This window comes from Delftia sp. GW456-R20 (genome assembly GCF_001622915.1).
In the GTDB taxonomy this organism is placed as follows: Bacteria; Pseudomonadota; Gammaproteobacteria; order Burkholderiales; family Burkholderiaceae_C; genus Comamonas; species Comamonas acidovorans.
In genome coordinates this window covers 171,630-198,111 of record NZ_LWCN01000004.1, presented here as the reverse complement: position 1 = coordinate 198,111, position 26,482 = coordinate 171,630, and the positions used below count along the sequence as shown (strand labels likewise).

General features: G+C 66.7%; 21 protein-coding genes. 7 read left to right on the top strand and 14 right to left on the bottom strand.

The window, feature by feature from the left end:
- Nucleotides 1–15: 15 nt before the first annotated feature.
- From A4F85_RS06600 to A4F85_RS06580, 6 genes are all read left to right on the top strand, one after another.
- On the top strand, nucleotides 16–1,278 hold the full coding sequence (locus A4F85_RS06600; protein WP_224986315.1) for a multidrug effflux MFS transporter: 1,263 nt from the start codon (nucleotides 16–18) through the stop codon (nucleotides 1,276–1,278).
- Nucleotides 1,275–1,811 carry an NADPH-dependent FMN reductase gene (locus A4F85_RS29330; RefSeq protein ID WP_080736894.1) on the top strand — a complete coding sequence of 179 codons (537 nt, stop codon included), beginning with the start codon at nucleotides 1,275–1,277 and terminating at the stop codon, nucleotides 1,809–1,811. The genes A4F85_RS06600 and A4F85_RS29330 overlap by 4 nt, the downstream gene beginning before the upstream one ends.
- A 294-nt stretch (nucleotides 1,812–2,105) precedes the next feature.
- Nucleotides 2,106–3,053 (top strand): Dyp-type peroxidase, encoded by a 948-nt coding sequence (locus A4F85_RS06595; protein WP_013802400.1) that lies wholly within the window; start codon nucleotides 2,106–2,108, stop codon nucleotides 3,051–3,053.
- 215 nt (nucleotides 3,054–3,268) lie between these two features.
- Nucleotides 3,269–3,841, top strand: a complete 573-nt coding sequence (locus A4F85_RS06590; RefSeq protein WP_034393786.1) for a DUF3455 domain-containing protein — start codon at nucleotides 3,269–3,271, stop codon at nucleotides 3,839–3,841.
- A 65-nt stretch (nucleotides 3,842–3,906) separates the two neighbouring features.
- Complete coding sequence (locus tag A4F85_RS06585; protein ID WP_063326076.1) at nucleotides 3,907–4,485, top strand: sigma-70 family RNA polymerase sigma factor; 579 nt, start codon at nucleotides 3,907–3,909, stop codon at nucleotides 4,483–4,485.
- Nucleotides 4,482–5,228 carry an anti-sigma factor gene (locus A4F85_RS06580; RefSeq protein WP_063326075.1) on the top strand — a complete coding sequence of 249 codons (747 nt, stop codon included), beginning with the start codon at nucleotides 4,482–4,484 and terminating at the stop codon, nucleotides 5,226–5,228. The genes A4F85_RS06585 and A4F85_RS06580 overlap by 4 nt, the downstream gene beginning before the upstream one ends.
- A 98-nt stretch (nucleotides 5,229–5,326) precedes the next feature.
- On the opposite strand, the gene A4F85_RS06575 is transcribed toward A4F85_RS06580, so the two are convergent.
- On the bottom strand, nucleotides 5,327–6,505 hold the full coding sequence (locus A4F85_RS06575; protein ID WP_063326074.1) for a porin: 1,179 nt from the start codon (nucleotides 6,503–6,505) through the stop codon (nucleotides 5,327–5,329).
- 119 nt (nucleotides 6,506–6,624) lie between these two features.
- Nucleotides 6,625–7,077: a nuclear transport factor 2 family protein gene (locus A4F85_RS06570; RefSeq protein WP_063326073.1), complete on the bottom strand. Its 453-nt coding sequence runs from the start codon at nucleotides 7,075–7,077 to the stop codon at nucleotides 6,625–6,627.
- Nucleotides 7,078–7,246: 169 nt separating this feature from the next.
- Between A4F85_RS06570 and A4F85_RS06565 the strand changes: the two genes are divergently transcribed.
- Complete coding sequence (locus tag A4F85_RS06565; protein ID WP_063326072.1) at nucleotides 7,247–8,527, top strand: LysR family transcriptional regulator; 1,281 nt, start codon at nucleotides 7,247–7,249, stop codon at nucleotides 8,525–8,527.
- Nucleotides 8,528–8,545: 18 nt separating this feature from the next.
- On the opposite strand, the gene A4F85_RS06560 is transcribed toward A4F85_RS06565, so the two are convergent.
- The 12 genes from A4F85_RS06560 to A4F85_RS06505 form a co-directional block, all read right to left on the bottom strand.
- Entirely contained in the window at nucleotides 8,546–9,265 is a 720-nt protein-coding gene (locus A4F85_RS06560; protein WP_063326071.1) for an alpha/beta fold hydrolase, read from the bottom strand.
- Entirely contained in the window at nucleotides 9,262–10,134 is an 873-nt protein-coding gene (locus A4F85_RS06555) for a class III extradiol dioxygenase subunit beta (RefSeq protein WP_012205638.1), read from the bottom strand. The genes A4F85_RS06560 and A4F85_RS06555 overlap by 4 nt, the downstream gene beginning before the upstream one ends.
- Nucleotides 10,134–10,541, bottom strand: coding sequence for a protocatechuate 4,5-dioxygenase subunit alpha (gene ligA / locus A4F85_RS06550; protein WP_013802391.1), 408 nt, complete (start codon nucleotides 10,539–10,541; stop codon nucleotides 10,134–10,136). The genes A4F85_RS06555 and ligA overlap by 1 nt, the downstream gene beginning before the upstream one ends.
- Before the next feature lie 68 nt (nucleotides 10,542–10,609).
- Complete coding sequence (locus A4F85_RS06545) at nucleotides 10,610–11,950, bottom strand: MFS transporter (protein ID WP_063326070.1); 1,341 nt, start codon at nucleotides 11,948–11,950, stop codon at nucleotides 10,610–10,612.
- Nucleotides 11,951–12,241: 291 nt separating this feature from the next.
- On the bottom strand, nucleotides 12,242–14,494 hold the full coding sequence (paoC, locus tag A4F85_RS06540) for an aldehyde oxidoreductase molybdenum-binding subunit PaoC (RefSeq protein WP_063326069.1): 2,253 nt from the start codon (nucleotides 14,492–14,494) through the stop codon (nucleotides 12,242–12,244).
- Nucleotides 14,495–14,498: 4 nt separating this feature from the next.
- Entirely contained in the window at nucleotides 14,499–15,449 is a 951-nt protein-coding gene (locus A4F85_RS06535) for an FAD binding domain-containing protein (RefSeq protein ID WP_063326068.1), read from the bottom strand.
- Nucleotides 15,446–16,090, bottom strand: a complete 645-nt coding sequence (gene paoA / locus A4F85_RS06530; protein ID WP_013802387.1) for an aldehyde dehydrogenase iron-sulfur subunit PaoA — start codon at nucleotides 16,088–16,090, stop codon at nucleotides 15,446–15,448. The genes A4F85_RS06535 and paoA overlap by 4 nt, the downstream gene beginning before the upstream one ends.
- Before the next feature lie 256 nt (nucleotides 16,091–16,346).
- Nucleotides 16,347–21,935 carry a DNA repair ATPase gene (locus A4F85_RS06525; protein ID WP_231890463.1) on the bottom strand — a complete coding sequence of 1,863 codons (5,589 nt, stop codon included), beginning with the start codon at nucleotides 21,933–21,935 and terminating at the stop codon, nucleotides 16,347–16,349.
- A gap of 140 nt (nucleotides 21,936–22,075) precedes the next feature.
- Complete coding sequence (locus tag A4F85_RS06520) at nucleotides 22,076–24,151, bottom strand: hypothetical protein (RefSeq protein ID WP_012205645.1); 2,076 nt, start codon at nucleotides 24,149–24,151, stop codon at nucleotides 22,076–22,078.
- A gap of 98 nt (nucleotides 24,152–24,249) precedes the next feature.
- The gene (locus tag A4F85_RS06515; protein ID WP_063326066.1) at nucleotides 24,250–24,918 is read right to left on the bottom strand and encodes a hypothetical protein; all 669 of its coding nucleotides are present in this window, start codon (nucleotides 24,916–24,918) and stop codon (nucleotides 24,250–24,252) included.
- Between the two features lie 74 nt (nucleotides 24,919–24,992).
- A complete protein-coding gene (locus A4F85_RS06510) occupies nucleotides 24,993–25,703 on the bottom strand; it encodes a PspA/IM30 family protein (protein ID WP_063326065.1) in 711 nt (236 codons plus the stop codon).
- A 41-nt stretch (nucleotides 25,704–25,744) separates the two neighbouring features.
- Nucleotides 25,745–26,227: a YjfI family protein gene (locus A4F85_RS06505; protein ID WP_231890462.1), complete on the bottom strand. Its 483-nt coding sequence runs from the start codon at nucleotides 26,225–26,227 to the stop codon at nucleotides 25,745–25,747.
- Nucleotides 26,228–26,482 lie beyond the last annotated feature (255 nt).

Here is a 26,482-nt window from a genome sequence, read left to right as displayed (position 1 = left end):
AGGCAGCTCCGTAGCATGGCGCTCATCCCTTCTGAACCCTTGACGCGCAGCCCGTTCGCCTGGCTGCCAGGAACTGCCATGCCTCGCTTATCTTTCACCTTGACCGTCGCCATGCTCAGTGCCTTCGGCCTGATCGCGTCGGACGTCTATCTGCCCGCCATGCCGGGCATGGCCACGGAGTTTGGCGTTGCCGACTGGCAGATGCCGCAGACCGTCTCGTTCTACCTGCTGGCACTGGCAATTGCCCAGCTGGCCTACGGCCCGCTGTCGGATCGCAATGGCCGCAAGCCCGTGCTGCTGGCTGGCATCGCTCTCTACATCGTCGGCTCGGTCGGCTGCGCCATCTCCGCCAGCTACAACGGTTTCCTGGCGTGGCGCATGCTGCAAGCGGTCGGCGCGGCTGCGGGCCTGGTCGTGGGCCGGGCACTGATCGCCGACACCTGCGACAAACGTACCTCTGCCAAGGTCTATGCGGTGATCTACCCGCTGGTGTCGCTGTCGCCCGCCCTGGCGCCTGCCATCGGCGGGCACCTGGCTGCGGCTTTCGGCTGGCGGTCTGACTTCCTGTTCGTCGCTGCGTTTGGCGTCGTGGCCCTGCTGATGGTGATGAAGTGGCTGCCGGAAACGCTTCCCTCTGCCGCCCGTACCCGCACCGCGCCCTTTGCTGGCTTCAGTCATGTTCTGCGGGACCGGATTTTTCGCCGCTATACGCTGGTGGTCTGCGCGATCTATTGCGCCTGGTTCGTCTACCTGACCCAGTCGCCGTTTCTTTTTGCGCGCCAAGGGCTGAGCGAGGAACAAAGCGGCTGGCTGTACCTGCCGCTGACGGCGGGCATCATCGGCGCGAACCTGCTTGCCAGGCAGCTGCTTGATCGCTGGCCCTACGACCGCATCCTCTTTGCCGGCGTCGTGTGCTTCGTGCTTGGCGGCGTGGCATTCGCGGCCGTGGTGGAATCGGGGCTGCAGGGCGCGGCAGCCGTGGTGCTGCCGATGTGCCTGGTCAGTCTCTCCAATGGCTCGTCGCTGTCGCTGGGCGTGTCCGGGGCCATCGCCAGCGAACACGGGCATGCGGCCACTGCATCGGGGCTGGTCGGGTTCTGTCAGATCGGCAGCGCAGCGCTGGTGGCGATGGGCGTGAGCGCGGCCTTCGGTACGGGCCTCGGCGTGCTTGGAGGCGCGGTATTGGTGCTGGGCCTGATTGCGCTGTGCGCCTGCCTGCCATGGTCCGGACGCCGGCCCGGCATGGCCGATGCTTGGCAAGCAAAGAGGACTTCATGAAAATCCTGGCTATTTCAGGCAGTACGCGCGAAGCATCCACGAATACGACGTTGTTGCAAACCATGAAAAACCTGGCGCCGCTGGGCATTGATGTCTCAGTTTTTCATGGTCTCCAGGCATTACCCGTTTTCTCGCCGGATGCGCAAGGGGAGAGAACGCCCATGGCCGTGCGTGAATTCCTGGAAATTGTCTGCGCACACGATTGCATCATCATCTCGAGCCCCGAATACATCCGTGCAATTCCCGGCGGCCTCAAGAATGCAATCGACTGGTTGGTTTCACGCGTCGAAGTGATCGGCAAGCCGATTGCCTTGGTACATGCATCGCACCGAGGTGACGATATGTTGGCTTCGCTGAGGCTGGTACTTTCGACCGTAAGCAGCAATTTTCTTGAACATCTGTTTTTGCGTATCCCGCTCATTGGGAAATCCCCGGAAGACGCGGTGAAGTTTCTATGCCTACCCGAGAACGAGTCACAAATCAGGTCATTTCTACTTGATCTTGAAGCGCTGGTTATAAGTGCTCGTGCTTGACCCGCTCAGTCACGTAAGACGTGAAGGCTAAGTTCACCGACGGTAACTGAACTACTTCGGCAATGGCTGACCGTCGTGGCTGGCGAAGTTCTGCTAGCGCAGAGGGCGACCATGCAGACGTTACTCGACATAGCCCAGCGAAGCGAGCAGGCCAAACGCGAAACCGTCCGTGATGTTGCTCCTGGTGCCGGTTGGGCCGGTTGGGCCGGTTGGGCCGGTTGGGCCGGCTGCTCCGGTTGGGCCAGATAATGCGCCATCCCTGACGCCCATTTCGTCCATCTGCCGGTACTTCCAATGACCACACCCACGATCCCGCGCCAGGCCGAGCCCCAGCAAATTGATGCAGCGCTGTCGATCGCCGCATCCTTCCTGGTCCTTACCGTTGCAAGAGACGCAGCGTCCCTCTCCACCGTGCGATCCGTGCTCGGCGATCTGGACGGCCTGATCAAGAACGTCCTTGTCCGGGATGTGACCGGGACCTTTACCTGCAACGTGGGCATCGGTGCCGATGTGTGGGGTCCGCTCGTCGGTACCCCGCTTCCGGCCGAGCTCCATCCATTCCGCGAAATCCGGGGCGCCACCCATGTGGCAGTCTCTACTTCGGGGGACCTGCTGTTCCACATCCGCGCCAGGTCCATGGATCTCATCGTGGCGTTCGAGCAGATGCTCCTGGAGGCCCTGGAAGGGACAGTCGCGGCCATGGATGAGGTCGCCGGATTCCGGTACTTCGACGGACGCGACCTGCTGGATTTTGTCGATGGCACGGCGAATCCGGTCGGCCTGGCGCTGCCGGCCTCAACGATAGTGGGCGAGGAAGATCCTGAACATGCGGGCGGAAGCTATGTCGTCGTACAGAAGTACCTCCACGACCTCCCGGCATGGAAAAGCCTGAGCACGGAAGCCCAGGAGCAGATCATTGGACGAAAGAAGTTCACCAACACCGAGCTTCCCGATGCCTCGGAGGCGGAACAGAAGTCACACAAGACGCTGTGCACCATCACGCAGGACGGCGTCGAGCACGACATCCTGCGAGACAACATGCCCTTCGCGAGGCCTGCACTCAAGGAGTACGGAACCTATTTCATCGGTTACTCCAGGCACCTTTGGGTGATCGAGCAGATGCTCGAACGGATGTTCATCGGAAGCCCGCCCCCGCTCCACGACCGCATCCTTGACTTCTCGGCGGCGGTGACAGGCATTGCCTTCTTCGTTCCGTCAAAGGACATGCTCGCCCATCTTTGAGATCGTACTGGGAGCAGCGCGCCTCGGGAGAGGTGGCCCGGGTGCTGCAGGTCAAGAATGTCACCAACCGCAGTCTGATGGAGTCTGGCGCCGGCATTTCTCGAAAATATTTTTGCATGGGGTGCATCCAAACGATGCGATGGCGGGTAGTACCAGCAGCAGCCCAAAAGATGCGCTGCTCCAGTCCCCTTCACAAAACCGTTTGGAGAATTGCAATGTTGACCTCTCGTTCCGCATCCCGCACTGCCGCCGTTTCTTTCGCTGTAGCCACAGCGGCCCTGCTCGCTGCCTGTGGCTCGATGCACAAGCCGGCCAGCACTTTCTCCCAGGCATCGCTGCCCGCCCCCATCCAGGTTCCAGCAGGGAACAAGGTCGCGTGGGAAACCGTGGGCAGCGGTGACATCACCTACGAGTGCCGCGACAAGGCCAACGCGCCTGGCCAGACGGAATGGGTCTTTGTGGGACCCGATGCTGTGCTGAAGGACCGCATGGGCAAACAAGTGGGCCGCTACTACGGCCCCCCTGCAACCTGGGAGGCCAACGACGGCTCCAAACTCACCGCCACCCAGCTGGCTGTGGCGCCGTCCGGCGCAGGCAATCTGCCTTACCAGCTGGTGAAGGCAAACCCAGCCATGGGCAGCGGTGCGCTGGAGGGTGTGAGCTACATCCAGCGCGTGGCGCTCCAGGGCGGAGTGGCGCCGGCTGACAAGCCCTGCATGGCTGCCAACAAGGGCCAGAAGACCACCGTGAAGTACCAGGCCGACTACATCTTCTGGAAGCCCATGTAAGAGCCGGCAGCGGCGCGGATACACTGGACGAAGGATTTCCCGCAACGCCCCCTTCGCTCCATTTCGTGCCGCCCGCTGCCTCCCAGAACAACGAAGCTTTCGACCATGACGCAGCATTGCATGCATGTGCACGCGGCGAACGCGATGCTTTGCAGCGGATTTATGAGGCCGAGGCGCGCTTTCTCCTCGGCGTGGCACTGCGCATCGTCCGCGATCGCGCCGCTGCGGAAGACGTGCTTCACGATGCGTTTGTCTCCATCTGGAACCGCTCATCCACCTTCGACGGCAATCGCGGAAGTGGTCGAGGGTGGATCTACAGCGTGGTGCGGCACGCTGCCCTCAACCGTGTACGGGATGGCGCACGCGAAACCGTGCTGGATGAAACGGCCCATGAAGCGCATGACGCCCAGGCCGCACTTTCGGCATGGAAGGAAGGCGGCAGTGAATGGGAGCGGCAGGCGACGCTGGGTCGTCTTGGCGATTGCCTCGACCGGCTGGAGCCCGAGCGCCGCGCCTGCCTGTTGCACGCCTACGTGGACGGCTGCAGCCACAGCGAAATTGCGGCGCGTGTGCACGCGCCGCTTGGTACGGTCAAGGCCTGGGTTCAACGCGGACTGCGTGCCCTGAGAGAGTGCATGCAATGAGCGGCGACACCCACCCCAATCCCTCAGAGTCGACGGATGGCGGCTCCCCGGACGATCTCCAGATGCAGGCCGGCGAGTACGTATTGGGCACCCTCAATGCAGCCCAGCGCCGCTCCATCGAATCCCGTCTGCCCTACGAGCCTGCGTTGCGCACGGCCGTGCAGGCGTGGGAGCAACGGCTCCTGCCGCTGGTTCAGCTGACTCCCCCCATCGAGCCCTCGGCATCGCTGTGGCAGCGCATCGCGGCCAGCGTCAAGCCGGCCCGGCCAGCGGTCCGCGCACAGCGTGGTGCCTGGTGGCACTGGGATAGCCTCGCCCTTTGGCGCGGCTTGGCGGGTGGCGGCTTTGCAGCTGCAGCACTGCTCGCGGCTGTGCTGGTTGTGCGAGAGGCATCACCGCCGGCTGCCCCGCGCTATTTCGTCGTGCTGGCAGCGCCGCAGAATCAGGCCCCCGGGTGGGTGGTCCAGGCCCAGTCTGAAGGCCGTCTGCGCCTTTTGCCACTGGGCAAGGATGCCATTCCGGCGGAAAAATCCCTGCAGTTCTGGACCAAGGCCGACGGCTGGAAGGCGCCGGTGTCCCTGGGTCTGGTCAAACCGGGCGAAGCCATCGAAGTGCCGGTAGACCAGTTGCCGCCTCTGCAGCCGAATCAGCTTTTCGAGCTCACCCTGGAGCCAGAAGGCGGCTCCCCGAGCGGACGCCCGACAGGGCCCATTCAGTTCATCGGCCGCGCTGTACAGATCTAGAGCGTGGTGTGCACTTTCAAGTGCCCGCGTCGGCTCTTCGCGCTGGTGATCACACGCTCCAGGCGTCGCATTGGATGCGGCCGGCCTGGCCTTCGGTTTCAGAACGAGTGGCGCAGGCCCAGCATCAGGCCAGTCTGCGATGCGCCCGCCAGCGGGCTGCCGCCGGCTGCGGCCGAGCTGACCGAGATGGCCAGGCGCTGTCCGTTGTCAATGCGCGCGGCCTGGGCATAGACCGCCGTGCGCTTGGAGAACCTGTAGGTGGCGCGCAGGGCCAGCAGGGTGGAGCGGTCGCCGCCCTGGGCATAGCGCAGTTGCTGCAGCTGGCCATCGACCACGACGGCGGCGCTGGGGGACCAGGACAGGCCGCCCCAGGCCAGGGTGCTGCGCGGCGTGGCGCCGTTGCTGGCCGAGGCCGCCTGGGCCGCGTCGTTGTCGCGGCGCATGAGACCGGCGCCCAGCTTGATGGTGGGTGACAGCGCGGCATAGCCGTTGAGCATGATGCGGCGGTCCTTCAGGTCCGAGCGCGTCAGGCCTGCAAATGCGCCGGCGCCGCCGCGCATCTCGTCCACGGCCAGCGCAAAGCCCCAGGGCGCGGTGTCGTACTTCAGCATGGCGGACCACTGGCGGCAGGCCTGCCTGTCCGTGGCCGATTCGCCGGCGCAGTTGGTGCCGGCCGGGCTGGGGCCGGCGTTGACGGAATCGCGTCCCAGGCTGTAGGCCGCACCCAGGCTCCAGGCGCCGAAGCGCCCCCGGTAGGCCAGGGAGTTGTCGGTGCGCGTGTTGGGGATGTAGCTGTCCAGGCTGCTCAGACCGAAGGCGTTGGGACCCAGCAGGTCGGCATCGAACAGCGCCCAGTACAGCATGGTGTAGTTGCGCCCCAGCGAGACGCTGCCCCAGCCTCCGGACAGCCCCACCCAGGCCTGGCGCCCGAAACCCCGCCCGCCCTGGTTGAAGGTGCCGGCATCCGGACCAAAGCCTGACTCCAGAGCAAAGACGGCGCTCAGGCCGCCGCCCAGATCCTCGCTGCCGCGCAGCCCCCAGCGCGACGGTGCCGTTCCCGTGAGGCCGGGCATGCGCGTCAGCGATCCGCCGCCTTGCACATTCGTCAGGTGCTCGATGCCGGTGTCCAGATGGCCGTACAGCGTCACGGATGCGCCGGCCTGGGCCTGGGCGCCGTCGGCAGCCGCCAGCGCGGCGAGCGAAGCCAGACAGGCCAGACAAGCCCGCAGTGGGCACCTGGCTGGGGGTTGGGGAATGCTCTTGAGAGTGCGCTTCATGCTTGTGTCTCCTGTCGTTGTCGTCGTGGAATCGGCACGCCGCAACGCTGCGCCTTGGATAGGGCTGCAGTGGCGGGTGCGGGGAAATGGAGCGGGAAAGCGGCTGGGCGCCCTGCTCTTCAGGCGCCCGGGAGGTCCCGGTACATGACGAAGCGCGCCACGCGGCGCGTGATCAGCCAATGGCCTTCAGGACTGCGGCCAAAGGTGTCATCGAACTCGCCAACGAGCTGGCGCGGTTGGGCCGGGCGGCCGTGCGGCGTGATGGCATCGGCCTCGTTGCAGGACCACAGCAGCACCTGGCTGCGCGCGCTGGCGCGGTCCGGGCCTTGCAGTTCCACCAGCGTGTTGGTGACCAGATGCCGGGTCATGCGGCCCGCAGGACGCTGGGAGTACGCGGCGGCGATGGCCGTGCGCCCGCCGAGCACCTCGCCGCCGGGCCGTTGCAGCTGGCCGTCTTCGGCAAACAGCTGCGCCAGGGCCTGGGCATCACCGGCATCCGCAAAGGCAGCAGCGCGCAGCACCAGGTCCAAGCAGGCCTGGCGGGCCAGCAGCCGGTCGATTTCATGGTTCATGTTTCTTGTCTCCCCGGAATTCGCCGCCTGCGATGGGCTGTCTTGATCCAGGCCCCAAGCATTCCACGCCGGCATCGATCCGGCCAATGCCGGAGCCCCGGCCATCAATGCGTTTTTCTTATGGGACAATCAAAACAGGGTTTTCCAACGTGCCGTTCAGCGCCTTTCCATGAACCTTTACCTTGCCCCCTGGACCGGCCCGGCCACCAGCAATCCTTCGCGTTTTCCCGAGTTGGCAGGCCATTTGCGGGCCATGCGCGCCATGCTGGGCGTGGTGCGCCACGGCAGCACCACGCGGGCCGCCCAGGCTATGCATCTTTCTCAGCCGGCCGTGGCGCGCTCGGTGCTGCAACTGGAAGAGGCCTGTGGCCTGCCGCTGTTCATGCGGGGGGCGCGCGGCATGATGCCGACCCCGCTGGGCAGCCAGCTGGCCGGCCGCATCGAGGCCATGCTCCAGCATCTGGGCAGCGGCGCGGCCGACGCCCAGGCCGCCGCCACGCTGGCGGCCAGGCGCCCTCCCCTGCCCGAGCGTTTTGCCGAGACCGTGCCTGCGGGCCAGCTGCGCGCCCTCATGGCCATTGCCGACTGCGGCAGCGAATCCCTGGCCGCGCAGTGGCTGGGCCTGACGCAGCCCGCCGTGCATGCGGCGCTGCAGGGGCTGGAAACCAGTCTGGGCATGCAGCTGTTCTACAAGCTGGCCTTCGGCACGCGGCTGACGCCGTCCGGCGAAGCGCTGCTGCGCCGTGTCAAGCTGGCCCTGGCCGAGGTGCGCGGCATGGACAGCGATATTTCCGCCTGGCGCGGCGAGATCCGGGGGCGCGTGGTGGTCGGCGTGCTGCCGCTGTCGGTGGGAATCTTCCTGCCGCGCGCGGTCGACAGCCTGGCCGCCAGCCACCCGGACATCGAGGTCAGCATCGTGGACGGCACCTACGAGAGCCTGGTGCAGCACCTGCTGAGCGCCGACATCGACGCCATCGCCGGCGCTCTGCGCGCCGACATGCCCTCCGATGAGGTACGCCAGTTGCACCTGTTCGACGATGACCTGGTGGTGGTGGCACCGGCCGGCCATGCCTGCCTGGACCGCGGCCAGCTGGTTCTGGAGGATTTGCTGCAATGGCCCTGGGTGTCGCCCCTGCCCGGCACGCCGGCCGACCGCGCCATGGTCCAGCTGTTCCTCAGCCAGGGCCTGGAGCCGCCGCGCGCCAGCCTGCGCGCCAGCAGCCCGACCATGACGCTGGCCTTTGTGCTGCAGACGGGCCGGCTGGCCCTGGCCTCGCGCGGACAGGCCCTGCAGGATGACCACGGCGGGCAGTTGTCCATCGTGCCCGTGGACCTGCCTTCCACACGCAGGCGCATCGGGCTGGCCACGCGTGCGCTGAGCACGGCATCGCAGGACCTGGAGCTGTTCATGCAGGCCTGCCGGCGGGCCGTGGGCGATCCGCCAGCCTAGCCTGAGCGCAGCGCTCGCTCAGCGCCCCATCCAGTCGAGCAGTGCCCGCGACACCTGCTGCGGCTGCTCCATGGTGCTCATGTGGCCGCTGTCCTCGATCACCACCAGCTCGGCGCCCGGGCACAGGGCCTGCATGCGCTCATGGCGTGACAGCGGGCTCCAGGCATCCTGGCGACCGCAGGCCAGCAGGGTCGGGCAGCGCAGTTGCCGGAGCACATCGCACGCGTCGGGGCGGTTCAGCAAGGCATTGATCTGCGCAGCAAACACCTCGGGCGTGAAGCGCGCCACCATGTCGAGCACCTCGCCAAACAGTGGCGTGTCAAGCCGGTCGGGATGCACCATGCCGCGCGCCCATTGCAGGCCCATCTCGCGCATGCCGCTGTGCCGGGCGATCTGCAGGAGCGCCATGCGCTTGGCGCGCTCGCTCTCGCCGGCTTCACCCTGGGCGATGGGGTCCATGCCGGTGTCCAGCAAGGCCAGCCGTTCCACGCGCTGGGGCGCCATGCCGGCAATGACCAGGGCCACGCGCCCGCCCATGGAATGGCCCGCCAGCGAAAACCGCTCGGCCGCCACGCAGTCCAGCACAAGGCGCGCCATGTCTTCGATGGTGGCCGCCGCGCCATAGGACGGAACAATGCACTCGGCAACACCGGCAAAGGACAGGGCCGCCTGCTGCTCGTGCCAGACCGTCTCGTCGCACAGCAGGCCCGGCAGAAGTACCACGCAAGGCCGGCTCATGCTGCGTTCTCCAGGATGAGGTGTCCGACGGCCGTATTGGACGCGGGCACATGGTAGAAGCGATGGTTGACCTTGGGCAGCGGCGCGGGGCCATCCACATCGGCCATGGCGCCGCGCGCGATCAGCCACATCACCAGCTCGATGCCTTCGGAGCCGGCCTCGCGCACGTAGTCGATATGCGGCATCTTGGCCAGGCCGGCCGGGTTCTCGATCAGCAGGTCCAGGAAGCGGTTGTCCCACTCCTTGTTGATCAGGCCTGCGCGCGCGCCCTGCAGCTGGTGGCTCATGCCGCCCGTGCCCCAGATCTGCACGTTCAGGTCTTCGTCGAAGCTCTCCACGGCGCGGCGGATGGCACGGCCCAGGTTGAAGCAGCGCTGGCCCGACGGCACGGGGTACTGCACCACGTTGACGGCAAACGGAATCACCGGGCAGGGCCAGGCGCCCGTGCGTGCGTCCTGCTGGCCGCACATCAGCGACAGCGGCACGGTCAGGCCGTGGTCCACGTCCATCTTGTTGACGATGGTCAGGTCGAAGTCCTGCTGTATCACCGACTGCGCAATGTGGCTGGCCAGCTCCGGATGGCCGACGACCTTGGGCACGGGGCGAGGGCCCCAGCCTTCGTCGGCGGGCTGGTATTCAGCGGCCGTGCCGATGGCAAACGTCGGGATGAAGTCCAGGCTGAACGCGGTCGCGTGGTCGTTGTAGACCAGGAAGATCACGTCGGGCCTGTTGTCCTTGAGCCATTGGCGCGAGTGCTCGAAGCCCTTGAACAAAGGCTGCCAATAGGGGTCGCCCGCCTTGCCCAGGTCCATGGCCGCGCCGATGGCGGGCACATGCGAGGTGTAGACGGATGCGGTGATGCGTGCCATCAGATGCCTTTTTCTTGTCGTTCCTGCTCATGCAGGTAGCGGTTTCCTTCGATGCTGCGTCCGCCGCCCAGCATCATCTGGCGGTAATCCTCCTCGTTCATGCCGCTCATGGTGGAGACCATGTTCTGCACGCTGACGCCGTCGGTGGCGCCGATCTTCACGAGGAAGTAGATGTTTCCGCCCAGCGCAATGCAGCGGTTCAGGTCGCGGTCCAGCACGGCCTGTCTTTGCTCGGCCGTCATGGCCCATTCGCCCAGATAGGCGCGCTCGTCGGCCCGAAAGCGCTCGCGGTTCTCGGCCTTCATCAGCGACATGCAGAACTGGTTGAGCCAGTAGCCCTGGCGGGATTGCTCGGCGTCGAAGACCGTGGTTCCCGGTACGTCGAGATAGGGTTTGTCCAATGCCATGGAAGTGTTTCTCCTGCGCTTGAGCGCTTGGGCGCTCGGGCGCGTGCTTACGGATAGGGGTTCAAGGATCAAGCACCAGGCGCTCGCAGCGCGCCACCCCCCGGCGCCAGGGTGCGGCCGGCGCCCGTGGCCCACACGGCCAGCGCAGCGGCAATCAGCGGCAAGGCAAAGACGTAGTACAGCGAGGCAGGCTGCCAGCCACCGTCCAGCAGCAGGCCGGCCATGGTGGGCGCCACGATGGCGCCTATGCGCCCAATGCCTATGGCCCAGCCCATACCGGTGGCGCGCACCTGGGCCGGATAGGTGGCCGGCACCAACCCGTACAGCCCGGCCATGGAGGCGAACAGGAACACGCCCACGCCCACCGCTGCGGCGAACGCCCAGCCCAGGCTGGCCGAGGCCAGGCCGAACAGCGCGGTGAACAAGGCATTCAGCAGCAGGCTGCCCATGGCCAGATGCCGCAGCTTGGCCTTGACCGCCAGCAGGCCGAACAGGCTGCCGCCGGCAATGCCGCCCAGGTTGAGCAGCACGCCGCCCGTCACGCCCTGCTGTGCCGACAGGCCGGCCTGCACCAGCAGCTTGGGCGTCCAGCTCAGGGAAAAGTAGACGCTGAACATCAGCAGGAAGAAGCCGGCCCAGAGCATGAGCGTGGGGCGCGCCAGGCCGTTCTTGAACAAGGCGGCCACGGTATTGCCCTGCTGGACGTCACCGCCGGCTTGCGCGGGCAACTGCAGCATGGCGGGGTGCCCCATGAGTGCCATCAGGCGGTTGAGCTTTTCCAGCGCACGCGCCGGGCGACGGCCCATCAGGAAATCCACCGACTCCGGCAGGCGCCACAGCACGATGGGCACCATCAGCGCCGTGGCCAGGCCGCCGAACACAAAGACCGAGCGCCAACCATGGTGTGTCAGCAGCCAGGCGGCCATGAGTCCGCCCAGCGTGGCGCCAATCGGATAGCCCGTGGCCTGCAGCGCAATCGCCGTGCTGCGCCATTTGTTCGATGAATACTCAGAGGTGATCACCCCCACGCTGGCCAGCATGCCGCCAATGCCCACGCCCGTCATGGCGCGCAGGGCTGCCAGCTCGACGTGGCTGCGCGCTGCCGCAGACAGCAGCATGCCCACGGACACCAGCACCAGGCACAGCACGATGATGGGTTGCCGGCCACGGCGGTCGGCCATGGGCGCCAGGAACAGCGAGCCCAGGGCCATGCCGATCAGACCGGCGCTGAACAGCACGCCCAGCTGCGCCCCGTTGAGCTTCCATTCGGCAGCGACGGCCGAGGCGGTGAAGGCCATCACCAGCACATCGAAGCCGTCCAGCATGATGAGCAGGGTGCAGATGGCCACGGCCAGCCACTGGAACGGCGCCATGGCGCCCTCGTCCATCGTCTTGCGGATATCTTTCATACAAGTCCTTGTCGGAGCAGGTTGTCTCTTTGCCCTGGCAGGCGCTTTGCGCCCAGGCCAGGTTCTTTTGTGGGAAAACTGGGGGCGGCCTGCATTCGGAGCGCACAGCGCCGACATTCCCCAGTGCAAAAAGTATCTCCACGCCAGCCTTTCCAGGCCAATGCCGACGGACGCGCAAGCTATGCGTTCTATTGATGGTCACATGCAAAAAGGCCGGCCACCCAGAGGTGACCGGCCTTCGTTCATCAAGAATCCTGGGCCTGAGCGGGCTGCCTCAGGTGCAGTCCCCTGTCATGCCAGCCTCCCCAGTCCTGCCAGCAGCTTGTCCAGTGTGATCGGGTAGTCGCGCACCCGCACGCCGGTGGCGTTGTGGATGGCGTTGGCAATGGCTGCGCTCACGCCGCAGATACCCAGCTCTCCCACACCCTTGGCTTTCATGGGCGAGGCCATGGGATCGACCTCGTCCAGAAAGATCACTTCCTGGTGCGGGATGTCGGCATGCACGGGCACCTCGTAGCCTGCCAGGTCATGGTTGACAAAATAGCCCAGGCGCGTGTCCACGGCCAGCTCTTCCATCAGGGCCGCTCCCACGCCCATGGTCATGGCGCCGATGACCTGGCTGCGGGCCGTCTTGGGATTGAGGATGCGGCCGGCCGCGCAAACGGCCAGCATGCGGCGCACGCGGACTTCGGCGGTGAATGCGTCCACGGCGACCTCCACGAAGTGCGCGCCAAAGGTGGACTGCTGCATCTTCTTGTCCAGCACGCCGAATTCGATGGCATCCTCGGCCGTCAGGTCAGCGTCGCCGGCAGCGCTGGCCAGGGCCCGGCGCTTGCCGCCCGCCTGCACATGCCCATCCGAGAATTCGGCCGTCGCCGGGTCCATGCCCAGCTTGCGCGCCACGGCCTCGCGCAGCTTCAGGCAGGCGGCATAGACGCCGGAGGTGGCACTGGCCGCACCCCATTGCCCTCCCGAACCGGCCGAGACGGGAAAGCCGGAATCGCCCAGCCGCACGCGCACCTGCTGCAGCGGCAGGCCCAGCATCTCGGCCGCCGTCTGGGCAATGATGGTGTAGCTGCCCGTGCCGATGTCGGTCATGTCGGTTTCCACGGTGAGCATGCCCTGCCTGTCCAGGCGCACGCGGGCGGCGGACTTCATGACAGGGGCGCCTCGATAGGCGCCGGCCATGCCCAGGCCGATCAGCCAGCGCCCTTCGCGTCGTTGGGCCGGCTGGGGATTGCGCTGGCTCCATCCGAAGCGCTCGGCGCCCGTGCGCAGGCACTGCACGAACTCACGGCGGGAAAACGGCTTGTGCTCCTGGCCAGGGGTGCCCTCCTTCGCCTTGGGTTGCGGCTTCTTGCCGCTGTCCGGCACCACCTGGGTGTCGTTGCGGATGCGCAGCTCCACGGGATCAATGCCGAGCTTTTCCGCCAGCTCGTCCATGGCAACTTCCAGGGCCATGTGTCCCGTGGCTTCGCCGGGAGCGCGCATGGCATTGGCCTCGGGCAGGTCCAGCACGGCCAGGCGGGTGGCGGTCATGCGATGGGTGCCGGCATACATGCGGCGGGTCTGGTCCACGGCACCGTCCGCCGATCCTCCGGTCTGGTCTCCCGACCAGCTTTCATGGCCGATGGCGGTGATCCTGCCGTCCCGCCCTGCGGCGATGCGCACACGCTGGATGGTGGCCGGGCGGTGCGTGGTGTTGTTGGCCATCAGCGGGCGCTGCAGTGCGACCTTGACGGGCCGGCCTGCCGCGCGGGCGCCCAATGCGGCCAGCAGTGCATCGGCCCGCAGGAACAGCTTGCCGCCAAAACCGCCGCCAATGAATGGCGAGACCAGGCGCACCTTGTCCTTGGGAATGCCCAGCGTCTTTGCCAGCTCGCCCTGGCCCCAGGCAATCATCTGGTTCGAGGTCCATACCGTGAGCTGGTCGCCCTTCCATGCGGCCAGCGTGGCATGGGGCTCCATCATGGCGTGCGACTGGTCTGGCGTGGTGTATGTGGCGTCCACCTTCACGGGGGCCGAAGCGAAGGCGCCCTCGAAATCGCCAATGGCCGTATCCGGCGCATCGCCATTGATGCTGTCGGGTGGCACGGCGGAGTCCTTGGCCTTGGCCAGGTCGTAGGCGCCAGCCACGGGCTCGTAGTCCACACGGACCAATTGCGCGGCAGCGCGCGCCTGCTCGAAGGTTTCCGCCACCACCAGGGCCACGGCCTGGTGGTAGTGGGCCACCTGGGGGCCTGCCAGCAGCGGCGCGGTATTCATCTTGCCCTGGCCCAGCTTGCCAGCGGTCTGTGCGGTGACGATGGCGAGCACGCCGGGCGCGCGGCTTGCCTGCGCCAGCCCGATGCTGCGGATGCGGCCCTTGGCGATGGCCGAGCCCACCACGTAGCCATAGGCCGGGTGCTGGACCACGTCATGCCGTTCATAGGCATACGGCGCCGTGCCGGTGGTCTTGAGCAGGCCGTCGATGCGGTTCATCGGCTGGCCGATGATTTTGAGCTGGTCAATGGGGTTGACCGTTGCGGGGGTGTCGAATTTCATAGCGTCAGTTCCTGGCCTGGTCCAGCACCGCGGCGAGCGTGCGCTCCGCCAGCGGGAGTTTGAAGGCGTTGTCCCGCGTGGGCCGGGCGCCTGCCAGCAGGCGGTCGGTGACGGCCTTGGCTCCCTGCGGCATCTGTGCTTCGGCCGCCTCCAGACGCCAGGGCTTGTGCGCCACGCCGCCCAGGGCCACGCGCCCGCTGCCGTCGCGCTGCACGATGGCGGCCACCGACACCAGCGCAAACGCATAGGAAGCGCGGTCACGCACCTTGTGATAGATGTGCGTGCCGCCCGGCGGGGGCGGCAGGGTGACGGAGGTGATCAGTTCGCCGGCCTGCAAGGCCGTCTCTACGTGCGGCGTGCTGCCGGGCAGCCGGTGGAAGTCGGCAATGGGGATGACGCGGGCCTTGCCGTCGGCCTGGACGGTCTCCACCGTGGCATCCAGTGCGTGCAGCGCCACGGCCATGTCGCTGGGGTGGGTGGCAATGCAGGCCTCGCTGCCGCCGATCACCGCATGCTGGCGGCTCACGCCGGCAATGGCCGAACAGCCGCTGCCCGGCACGCGCTTGTTGCACGGCATATTGGTGTCGTAGAAATACGGGCAGCGGGTGCGTTGCAGCAGGTTGCCGCCTGTGGTCGCCATGTTGCGCAACTGGCCCGAGGCGCCGGCCACCAGGGCGCGGGTCAGCACGCCGTAGTCGCGCCGCACGCGCGCATGGGCGGCCAGGTCGCTGTTGCGCACCAGCGCGCCTATGCGCAAGCCGCCCTGCGCGGTGGGCTCCACGGTGTCCATGCCGGTGCTGTTCACATCGACCAGATGCACGGGGGTTTCTATCTGCAGCTTCATCAGGTCCAGCAGATTCGTGCCCCCGGCGATGAAGCGGGCGCCCGGCCGGGCCGCCACGGCGGCGGCAGCCTGCGCGGGGGATTGGGCGCGTTCGTAGGTGAAGGCAATCATGTCCGCCCCTCCCCCGCCACTTCGGTGATGGCATCGACGATGTTGGAATACGCCCCGCAGCGGCACAGGTTGCCGCTCATGCGTTCACGCAGTTCATGGGCCGACACCAGGGGCTGGGCCACGATGTCTTCGCTGGCATGGCTGGGCATGCCGCGTTTGATTTCATCGAGCACGCCCACGGCAGAGCAGATCTGCCCCGGCGTGCAGTAGCCGCACTGGAAACCGTCGTGCCGCACGAAGGCGGCCTGCATGGCGTGCGGGGATTGCGGCGTGCCCAGGCCTTCGATGGTGGTCACGGCGGCGCCCTGGTTCATCACGGCCAGGCTCAGGCAGGACACCACGCGCCGGCCATTGACCAGCACCGTGCAGGCCCCGCACTGGCCATGGTCGCAGCCTTTCTTGGTGCCGGTCAGGTGCAGATGCTCGCGCAGGGCGTCGAGCAGCGTGGTGCGGGTGTCCAGGTCCAGGCGGTGTTCCTTGCCGTTGACTTGCAGGGTGACGGGCAGCTGGACCCCTTCGGGGATGGAGGGAGGCTGCACTTGCGCGCCGGCCGATCGAGGCACGGCCGTTGCCGCAGCCGTGGAGGCACCTGCAATCAGCAGGTCCCTGCGCGAAACGGAAAGCTGGGTGTTGTGTTCCATGGGGCGTCCATCGTGTTGGCTCTTCGTGGGGCGTGCACACTGCTGCGAACACGCCACTCCAAGCATCGGTTCGGGACGCGCCCCGGGTTGTAGGTGATGGTCCAACGTCCGGGACATCGGGTTGTCCGATGACGGATCAGCGCATGCAGACGTGCGAGGGCCCCCCGCCCATGCAAAGGCAGCGCCAGCAAGGCGCCCCAGCCTTTGCCGATGCGCCCTGCCCCGCCTTTGCCCCGGCTTTGCCCCGGCGCTGCGCCTAGGCCGCAGGCGGCACGTCGCCGCGCTGCATGCGCTCGAAAGCCTTGTCGATTTCCTCGGAGCGTATGGCGCCCGCAGCCGGCACGGGACGGCCCGCGCGCTGGGCGTCGATCTGCTCCTGCATGCGCGTGGCCACCTGCATCAGCACGCGGTGCAGGCCCAGCTGCTGGCGACGGGCCTGGTCCAGGTGCGTGACCACGGGCTCCAGGGACTGGGCCAGCGACCGGGTCAGCAGTTGGCCCAGCATGTGGACCAGGGCCTGACGGTGCTGGGCGGCCTGTACCTCCGACGGGGTGCTGGCCTGGGTGCGGACGGGCTCGCCGGCCGCCCTTTGCGCCATCAGCTCGCGTATGCCGTGCAGCGAGTCGCCTGCGGCACTTTGGGTTTGCAGCAGCCGCGCCAGCAGAGCTTGAAGCGCCTGTAGCGTCTGGGATTGGTCAGCGTCCCTGGCGGCGGCCTGCGCGGCCGCTGCCGATGCGTGGGCCTGGCCGGCGGCGTCTTCCTGCACCGCCTGCTGCTGGGACTGGGACACCGACTGGGCCACCTCGCGCGTGGCAGCGACCAGATCGACCAGCTGTGCCGTCACGCGCGTGGCGGCGTCGGCATTGGCGCCGCCTGCGGCCTGGCGGCGCAGGAACTGCTGGCGTATCTGCTGCCAGCGGGCGCTGTCCTCGTCGCTCATCTGCCCGCGCAGCTCGGCGAGCTTGAGCAGGTTCTCCTCGGCGCCCGTGGTCAGCATCTGCGCTTCGCCCTGGTAGTGGTCGGCCAGCATCTGCTGCATTTCCTGGTCGTTCATCACGGGCGTGATCTTCTCGGCCAGCTTGTTCATGTTGCGGTAGCTGCCCTGCAGCCGGAAGGCCGGCTCGGTGCGGTAGCCGTCGTCCTGCGCGGCGCTCTGGATGTACTGCTGGTTGACCTTGAACACCAGCTCGCGCACCTGCACCATGCGGGCCAGCACGGCCTCGATCTCGCGCAGCTCGGCCGATGAATAGTCGTGCGACAGCGCATTGCCCGAGACCTCCCGGCCCTGCGCCTTGTCCAGCAGCAGGTACAGGTCCTGCAGGCTGCGCGTGGCCATCGGCGCCAGCACGGCGTTCGAGGTCATGCTGTTTTCGATGTAGCTGAGCTTGAACACCTCCTGCATGCCGCCCAGCACGTCGCCCAGGTTGTAGATGTCGGCACGGTTGGCCAGCATGTCGGGGATCTTGAAGACCTCGCCCGACTCGGTGTACGGGTTGCCCGACATGACCACGCAAAAGCGCTTGCCGCGCATGTCGTGGGTGCGGGTCTGGCCCTTCCACACGCCCTCGATGCGGCGCGTGCCGTCCGACAGCGAGATGAATTTCTGCAGGAACTCGGGGTGCGTGTGCTGTATGTCGTCGATGTACAGCATCACGTTGTTGGCCATCTCCAGCGCCAGATTGAGCTTTTCCAGTTCCTTGGCCGCCGTGGCGTCCGGTGCCTGGGCCGGGTCCAGCGAGCGCACGGAGTGGCCCAGCGCCGGGCCGTTGATCTTCATGAAGATCAGGCCCAGCCGGTTGGCCACGTACTCCATCAGCGTGGTCTTGCCGTAGCCGGGCGGCGAGATCATCATCAGCAGGCCCATCTGGTCGGTGCGCTTGTTCTCGCCGGCCACGCCGATCTGCTTGGCCAGGTTGTCCCCGATCACGGGCAAGTAGATCTCGTTGATGAGCCGGTTGCGCACAAAGGACGACAGCGGCCGGGCCTTGAATTCCTCCACCCGCACGCGCGAGCGCCAGTCCTGCAGCAGCTGCTGGCGCAGCGCCTGGTAGCGGCCGAATTCGGGAACAAAGGTTCGGAAATGGCGCGCGGCGCGCTGGCCCAGGTCGTCGATCTGCAGCCACATGCGGCCGTCCGCAATGCGCGGATGCTGGCCCAGCAGGCCCGGCACTTCGTGGCGCAGGTCCACGCTGCTGACCTTGCAGGGCAACTGGCCGGCACAGCACAGCCATGCCGCGGCCTCGCCGCAATAGGCCAGCCAGGCCTGCCCTTGCCCGTCGTCCAGCGTGCGGCAGGCGGTCTGCAGCCAGTGCAGCGCGCTGCGCCAGCGCTGGTCCAGCGGCGCCACGGCTTTGTCGCGCCGGTCCTCGCCCTGCCAGTAGGCCTGCATTTCTTCCCAGCGCTGCAGCGGCTGGGCCTGTTGCTGCACGGCGGCCTGCAGCGCGGCAATGGCCGACTGGCTGTAGCTGGAGAAGGAAAAGCGCACGGCCTTTTGCGCCAGCTCGGCCTGCAGGTAGTCGGCGGCGCCGTGGATCAGGCTGTCGATATCGCTGTCTGCGGGCACCGCCTGTCCTGGCAGCAGGTCGCGCAGCAGGCCCCGCTCTTCGGCATAGGCGCGCAGGCGCTCGGAGATGTCGGTGCGCAGGCTCAGCTGTTCGGCCTCGCTGCCGAACATCTGCTGCATGGCCTGGGCCTGCTGGGCGCGCAGCGGCCACTGCGCCATGGCGGCAGCCAGCTGCGGCTGCTGCACCTGGGCCTGTGCGCTCCAGAACAGCAGGGCCAGCGCACGGGCGTCGGGCGCAAAGCGCAGCACGCCGGCGGCATCGCGCAGGGGCAGCAGCACCTGCAGGATGCGGGCCGCATCATGGTCGTGGATGCCGCGCTCATAGCCTTCGCGGTAGCGCGGCGCGGAGAACTCGCGGATGGCCTGGGTCAGCGCCGCCTCGTCGGGCAGCAACTGGGCCAGCCGGGCCTCGCTCCAGCCGTCACGGCGCTGGCGCGCGGCCAGCACCACTTCCAGCGCCAGGTATTCGCCCCGGTAGAACTGCGGCGATTCGGCCGGCGTGGAGGCATCCCAGTAGGCCTGCAGGGCGGCCAGCTCCGGGTTGTCCATGGGCTCGAAATACTCGGTGCCGACCAGGTGCAGGAACAGTTCGCCGTTGCGCGGCAGCAGGGTCAGGTCCAGCTCCTGGTTGCCCACGCTGAAGCGGTGGCGGCCCAGGCGGATGATGGCGCCGTCGCCTTCGTACAGCTCGGTGCGGTCCTGCAGCGCGCGAAACGCCTGGTCGCGCAGGTTCTTGACGCGGCCGTCGATGTCGTCGGCCTTGACCGGGTCGTGCAGTTGCTCGCGCAGGCGCTGGGCCAGCTCCTTGAGCTTGCCGATCAGCGGATCGCCCGCAAAAAAAGCATGCAGGGCATCGGCGCTGGCGAGCTTTTCGGTGCGCTTGGGCAGGCTTTGCACGATGCGCAGGGCCGCGTCCAACACGCCTTGCGCCTTGCGCTGGCGCTCGTCCTGCAGCGACTGGCGGCGCGCCTCGAAGCTCTCCAGCACCTCCTCGCGCTTGGCCATGATGTCGCCGAGGAACTGCTCGTGCTCGCCGAAGCGGCTTTCGATCTCCTCCAGCTGCACCAGCAGGCGCGCCAGCTGCTCGTCGCATTTCTCGGGCGTCTGCGCCAGGCCCAGGGCGCTGACGATGCTTTGCGAGAACAGCGCCAGCTGGGCGGCGAACTGGGCCACGTTCTCGGCGCCGCCCAGGCCCGACCTGCGCTGCTCGGCGCGTGCACGCACCTGGTTCAGGCGCGCGTAGACGGCCGAGATGCGATCCACCACCTGGGTGCGCTGCGTGGCGTCGTCGATGGACAGGCTGCCCATGAGCTCGGACAGCATGTCCAGCGCAGCCGCCATGTCGGCCATGCGCGCCAGCGGCTCGTTGATCTGCGCCACCGTGGCTGCCGCCTGCGCGGCCTGATCCAGCGCCTGCAGCTGGTCGGCATAGGGCTGCATGGCCTCGTCGGTGGCAATGAAGGCGGCCGTGCGCTGGGAGACTTCGGCCTGGGCCTCGTTGACGCCCTGCACCATGGTGTCGATGGCGGCCTGGTCCACATAGCGCAGGTCGCGCGTGGCCATGAGCTGGCCGCGCAACTGGCCCAGCTGGGTGAGCGCGTCCACGTACTCGCCAATGCTTTTCCAGTCGGCGAGCCGCAGTGTCTTGAGCAACTGGCCGTGGCGGCTGGAAACCTCGCCCATGGCCTTGGCCGAGGCGTTGCGGATGCTCTCGACCTTTTCGTACTCGTCGATGACCGCATCACCCGTGGCGACAATGCCCAGCAGGGTCTCGTGCACGCCCTTGAGCTGCGGCGCGCCCAGCCAGTGGTAGCGCTCGAACAGGCGGCGCGCGGCGTCGATCAGGCGCTCGTAGCGCGGCAGCGAGACCTCGGTGGCCGCGATTTCCTTGCGCACGCTGTACAGGTCGGAGATGCCGCTGACCAGCTCGGCATTGCCGATGCGGCCCAGGAAGCTGTCGCGCTGCGGCTGGCGTGCCGCATAGTCGTCCGAGGCGAAGGGCGTGCGCCAGACCTGCATGGGGTGCACGCGCGAGGCCTCGTTGCTCTCGGCCGCGAAGATGACGACGCGCCCGTCGTCCATGCGCGCATAGCCGTGGCCGATGATGGGCGGCTGCAGCGCGCGCTCGATCAGGTTGTACTTGAACAGCGCCATGCGCCCGCTCTCGGGCTCATAGAACACGTAGAGCACATCCTCGCCGTTGGGCGAGCGGATGCTGCGCCGGTAGCGCATGCCCTGCATGTTCTGCTCGAACGAGCGGTTCTCGCCGCTTTGCAGGTAGTAGCCGCCGGGGAAGATGATGCCGTGGTCCTGCGGCAGCTGGATGCAGGCCGCGCCGATGGCGTCCATGCGCAGCACCTGGCGCGAAAGGGTGTTGAAGATCAGGTAGCGCCACTGCTCTTCGCGGTAGGGCAGGATCTTCAGCAGGATCAGGCTGCCGACGGCGGCGTACTCGAACACGGCGTCGTCCAGCGACTGGTTCTTCTCCTGCACGGGCTCGCTGTAGATGCCCAGTCCGTCGTTGGTGTTGTTCTCGACCTTGATGGTCAGCGTGCCGCCCAGGGTCTCGACGAAGACCTTGTCCAGCACGTTGATGTGCGGGTGGCGCCCCTGCACCAGTTGCTCGCGCCCGGCGCGCTGCCATTCGAAGTCATGGGGCGCAGGCAGTTCGATGTCGCGCTCGCCGCGGTTGTCTATGTAGCGGATGGGCTGGCCATCGACGGGCACGGACCAGCGGAATACGCGCACATCGGACAGGCGCTCGCCGATCTGAAAGCTCGCCAGCAGCTTGCCGTCGCGCACGGCAAGCTGCATCAGCCGGGTGTTCTTGTAGTAGGCGTACAGCTCCTGGAAGTCCTGCACGAAGCTCTGTATGCCCAGAAAGCTGTCCTTGAGATCGACCGGCGTGACCTCGTAGCCCTGCTCTCCCTCGTGCAGGCGGTACAGCACGAACACGTCTTCCACGCGCGTGGACTGCTTCAGACCCATGAAGACGTTGTAGCCAAACAGCAGGTAGCCGCCGACCTGGGCGATGTCGCGGCCCAGGCAGTTGTTTTCGGTACGCACGCGCATGCGCCCGATGACTTCCATCTGACTGCGGCCGAATTCCTCCAGCCGCTCCTCGTTGAGCTGGCGTGCCAGCGTCTCCAGTGCCTGCCCCTGGCCGTCAAGGCGCTTGGCCAGCACTTCGTAGGAGCCGCCGCTGGCGACTGCCTGGTCCACGGCAGAGGCCGCGGTGTCGGGGGACAGGGACTGTGAAGACGATGGGGACGGTTGGGACATGGGCGTCACGGGCTTTCGCGTGTCAGGGACCATTCACGCCCTCCCCGGCCAGCTGACTGGCTGGCAGGCAGGGGGACGGAGGAAGGCGGATGCGGGAGGCTGGGCAGCCGGTGGAGGGAGCGGCCGGGCGGCCGCTCCGTTCAGTCGACCCTCTGCGTGGGCGGCAGGCCCTTGCCGTCGCCCAGCGCGTTCAGCAGCGATGCGCCGCCCTTGCCGCTGAGGAACTTGCTGATCAGATCCTGCACGATGGGGCTCTTGCCCGCCACGCCTTCCACGGCCTTGCCCACGGACAGCGCCTTGGCGAAGTTGTCGAAGAAGGCTCCCTCGCCACCCACGATGTCGATGTTGGCCTTGCTGAGTGCGGCCGACAACACCTCGGACTGGTCCTTGGCCACGCTCTTGTTGGCTTCGATGGCGGCCAGCGCCTGCTCGAAGTTCTTCTCCAGCTGCATGCGGAACTCCTCATGCGAGCGCGCCTGGTCGGACAGCGAGGCCAGCGCGGTGAACTTCTCGGTCAGGCCCTTGGCCTCGGCGAAGAGCTTGTCGCGCAGCACATCGGCCTCGGACATGCCCACGTCGCGCGTGACCGTGGCCTTGGTGGCGCCCACCTGGGCTTCGCCGCGCGCCTGGGCCAGCAGTCGCTCTTCCAGCACCTTGGCATCGGCCAGGCCCTGCTTTTCGTTGGCGTCGGCCGTGGCCTCGATGACGCGCGCCTCGGCCAGGCCCTTTTCCTGATGGCCCTTGGCTTCGGCCATCAGCTTCTCGGCAATCACGCGGGCCTGGGCCAGGCCTTCCTTTTCCAGGGCGGCGGCGGTGACTTCGCGCACCTTGGCATCGGCCAGGCCGGGCGCGGCGCGCTCGACCTCGATGGCCTCGGCCAGCTTCTTCTTGGCTTCGGCGGTCTTGCTGGCCGCTTCCAGCTCGGCCTGGGCCATGGTCGTGACTTCCACGGCCTTGTGGCGCGAGGAAGCCTCTTCGGCCTCGGCCTTCTTGACCTGGCGCACCATGTCTTCCTCGGCCTGGGCCTGGGCGGTCAGCACGGTGACCTGCTTCATGCGCTCGGCCTCGGAGACCACGCGCACTTCCTTGATGCGTTCCTCTTCCTGGGCCACGGACTTCTCCACCACCACGCGCTCGCGCACCACGTTGGCGATGTTGGCCTTCTCGACCTCGATGGCCTTTTCCTTCTCGATGCGCTGCAGCTCCACCTCGCGCTGGCGGGCCACGATCTCCAGCTCCTTGGCGCGCGTGACCTTCTCGACCTCGATCACCACGGCACGCTCACGGTTTTGCTGGGCCACGGCCACTTCGCGCTGGCGGTTTTCCTCGCGGATGTCCAGTTGCTCCTGGGTCTGGATGCGCGCCTGCTCGGCCTTCAGGCGCTCTTCTTCCTGCACCTTCTGGGTTTCGGCCTGCTCGCGGGCCTGGATGGTGGCGATCTCGCGCTTTTGGCGCGCCTCGGCGTCGGCCTGCTGGCGCTCCAGCGCCAGCATGGCTTCCTTGGTCTCCACGTTCTTCTTGGTGATGGCCAGGTCCGAGTTGCGCTCCAGTTCGTTGGTGACGATGTTCTGGTTGGCCGTCAGCTCGGTGATCTTGCGGATGCCCTCGGCATCCAGGATGTTGTTGGGGTCCAGCGAGGACTTGGGCGTCTGCTCCAGGTAGTCGATGGCCACGTCCTCCAGCACATAGCCGTTGAGGTCGTTGCCGATGACATGGATGATCTGGTCGCGGAAATCCTGGCGGTTCTCGAACAGCTTGACGAACTCGATCTGCTTGCCCACGGTCTTGAGCGCTTCGGAGAACTTGGCGTTGAACAGCTCGTTGACGGCCGTCTTGTCCGAGGCCCGGTCCACGCCGATGGCCTTGGCCACCTTGAGCACGTCTTCCGCCGTTTCATTGACGCGCAGGTAGAAGGCCACGGTGATGTCGGCGCGCATGTTGTCGCGGCAGATCAGGCCTTCCTTGCCGCGCCGGTCGATCTCCAGCGTCAGCAGCGAGATCTGCATGAACTCCTTCTTGTGGATCACCGGCAGCACCAGGCCGCCCGTGAACTTGACCTTGGGCTGCGACGTGGTGTCGTTGATGATCAGCGCCGTGCCCTGCGGAACCTTGATGTAGAAGGCCTTGACCAGGGCGAACAGCCCGAGGATGACGACGAAGACGGAACCGATCACCACCCCGGCGACGATGTACCACTCCATGTTGCTCATGTTCATGCGAATCTCCCCTGTGAATTGCTATCTGTGAAAACGCTGAAAAAACGGAAAGGCCGCGCCCGCCGAACGGACGCTCGGGCCTTGTGGGAATCCTGGAACTAGCGCGGCAGCTCGGTGCCGTCGAACTCGGCCTTGCTGACCACGCGCCAGGCGTTGTGCTCGGGCAGGTGCTCGATGAGCACGATCTCGGTGCCCCGGCCCAGTGCGCGCTCGGGCGAGCGCATCTGCACGTTCAGGCCCGCGCCGCCGTCCTCGACACTGCCGTAGCCCTGCGTGCCGTCCACCACGGCGCTGCGCACCAGGCCGGCGCGGCCCAGCAGCACCTTGGGCTCCTCTGCAGGCGCCACCTTGTTGACGATGCCCCGCAGTGGGCGCAGCAGCAGCACGGTGGCGGCAAAGCCCAGCACCATGGCTGCCGCAGCCACCAGGGAGCCGGTCAGCAGGTTCACCAGGGTCCAGCCCTGGGGCATGGGCACGAAATGGCACAGCACATACGAGGCCAGCCAGGACATCAGGAACAGCGCGGTGAGGATGACCGTGAGCGGAATGCCGCCCAGGCCCACCTTGAGCAGCAGCCCGGCCAGCGCGCTGACCGAATGCTCCACGCCGTGCGCATGGTCGCTGCCGTCGAACAGCACCCAGTGGTCCAGCGAGTCCACCTCCAGCAGGCCCAGCATGGCGATCAGCCAGTACAGCAGCATGAACAGCAGCAAGGCGCCAAAGATGAAAGTCGGAAAGCCAAACGCGTATTGCAGGAATGCAGACATGTTTTTCCCCTCCCCTCAAATCCGGCAGCCGAGGCGGCAGGCCTGGCAGTGCCTGCCTGGACAACGGCCGCGCATCAAGCGTTTTTTCCGCCAGTTGCGGCGCGCTGCGCCTTCAGGCGTTCCAGCACCGATTGCGCATTGCCCGCCTGGGGCGTGATGCCGGCAGCGCGCAGCTTGGCATCCAGCGCGTCTTCGCTGCTGTCGCGCGCCAGCTCGGCCGCGCTTTCCATGCGCGCACCGCGCTCGGCCTGCTTTTGCTTGATGCGCTCCAGAGAATCCAGCGCGCTTTGCACGCGCGTCTGCGAGCCTGCGTAGCGGCCGGCCACCGTGGCCTGGGCGCGCTGCACGCTTTCCGTGGCCTTGACCGTGTCGGCCTGCTGCTTGAGGCGCTTGATATGCGTTTGCGCCGTCTGTATGGCCACGCGCAGCTGCTCCACGCTTTGCGTGTAGGCGTGCAGCTGGGATTGCTCCTCGTCGCGCTGCGTCTCCAGCACGGAGACCTTGCCGGCCACTTCCAGCGCCAGCGCCTCGTCGCTGGTGTCCAGCGCCTTGACGGCATAGCCCTCGTACTCGGCAATGCGTTCCTGGGTCTGCTTGAGCTTGCCGGCCGCCAGCTTTTGCTTGGCCATGATGTCGGCCAGCGCTTCCTTGGACTTGTTCAGGTCGCTGTCGGCATCGCGGATTTCCTGGTCCAGGATGCGCAGGGCCTGGCTGTCGGTCACCGCCTCGCCGGCCTCGTGGGCGGCGCCGCGCAACGCTGTCACCAGCTTGTTCCAGATGGTCATGATGATCTCCTAGGGGCTCAGTGTCTTCAACGGGCGGGGCGTCAGGCCTGCACGGATGCGGATGCGGATGTGGGTGCGGGCACAGGCGTCAGGTAGTGGGCCAGCGCCTCGGTGGCCTGGATGACGCTGTCGGCCAGGGTCAGGATCTCGGCAATGATGTCGCCCTCGCTGCTGCTGGCGTGCAGGGCGGCGAACATCACATAGCCCTCGCCGCCGTGGGCCTGGGGTTCCAGCGCCATCGTGGTGAAGGGAAACAGTTTTTGCAGGCGCAGCATCTGCTCGTTGAGACCGGCGCGGTCGTGCACCTGGTCGGCGGGCCACAGAAAGGCCTCCACCACCAATTGGTCGCCCGAGAGCGCCACATGCACGGGCAGATCGCCGAATTCGGGCAGGCTGACCAGCAAACTTGCGTCTGCGCCTTCCAGCACCTCGATATGGAGCCGGCCGCCTTGCACCAGTGCCGATTGCTGCAGATCGCCCGCCAAGGCGTGAATATCCCGATATGCCTGTCTGCTGTTGTCCATGCCGCCCTCCTTGTGGATGAGAACCATTGATTCCGGTTGCAATCCCGGCACGCGCATTTGCTTTTCCAATTGCTGCAATGCCGCGCCGTACTCTGGAAGAATCCAGACCTCCTTTTTCACCAGCCCCTGTTCGCGCAGCCGTTGCCGGTGCAGGCGCTGGTAATGGGCTGATGTCTTTTGTTCCATGCGGATACCATAGCGGCCATTACATGTGATGTCTACATGTAATGGCGATCAATTTGTAAACAGATATGT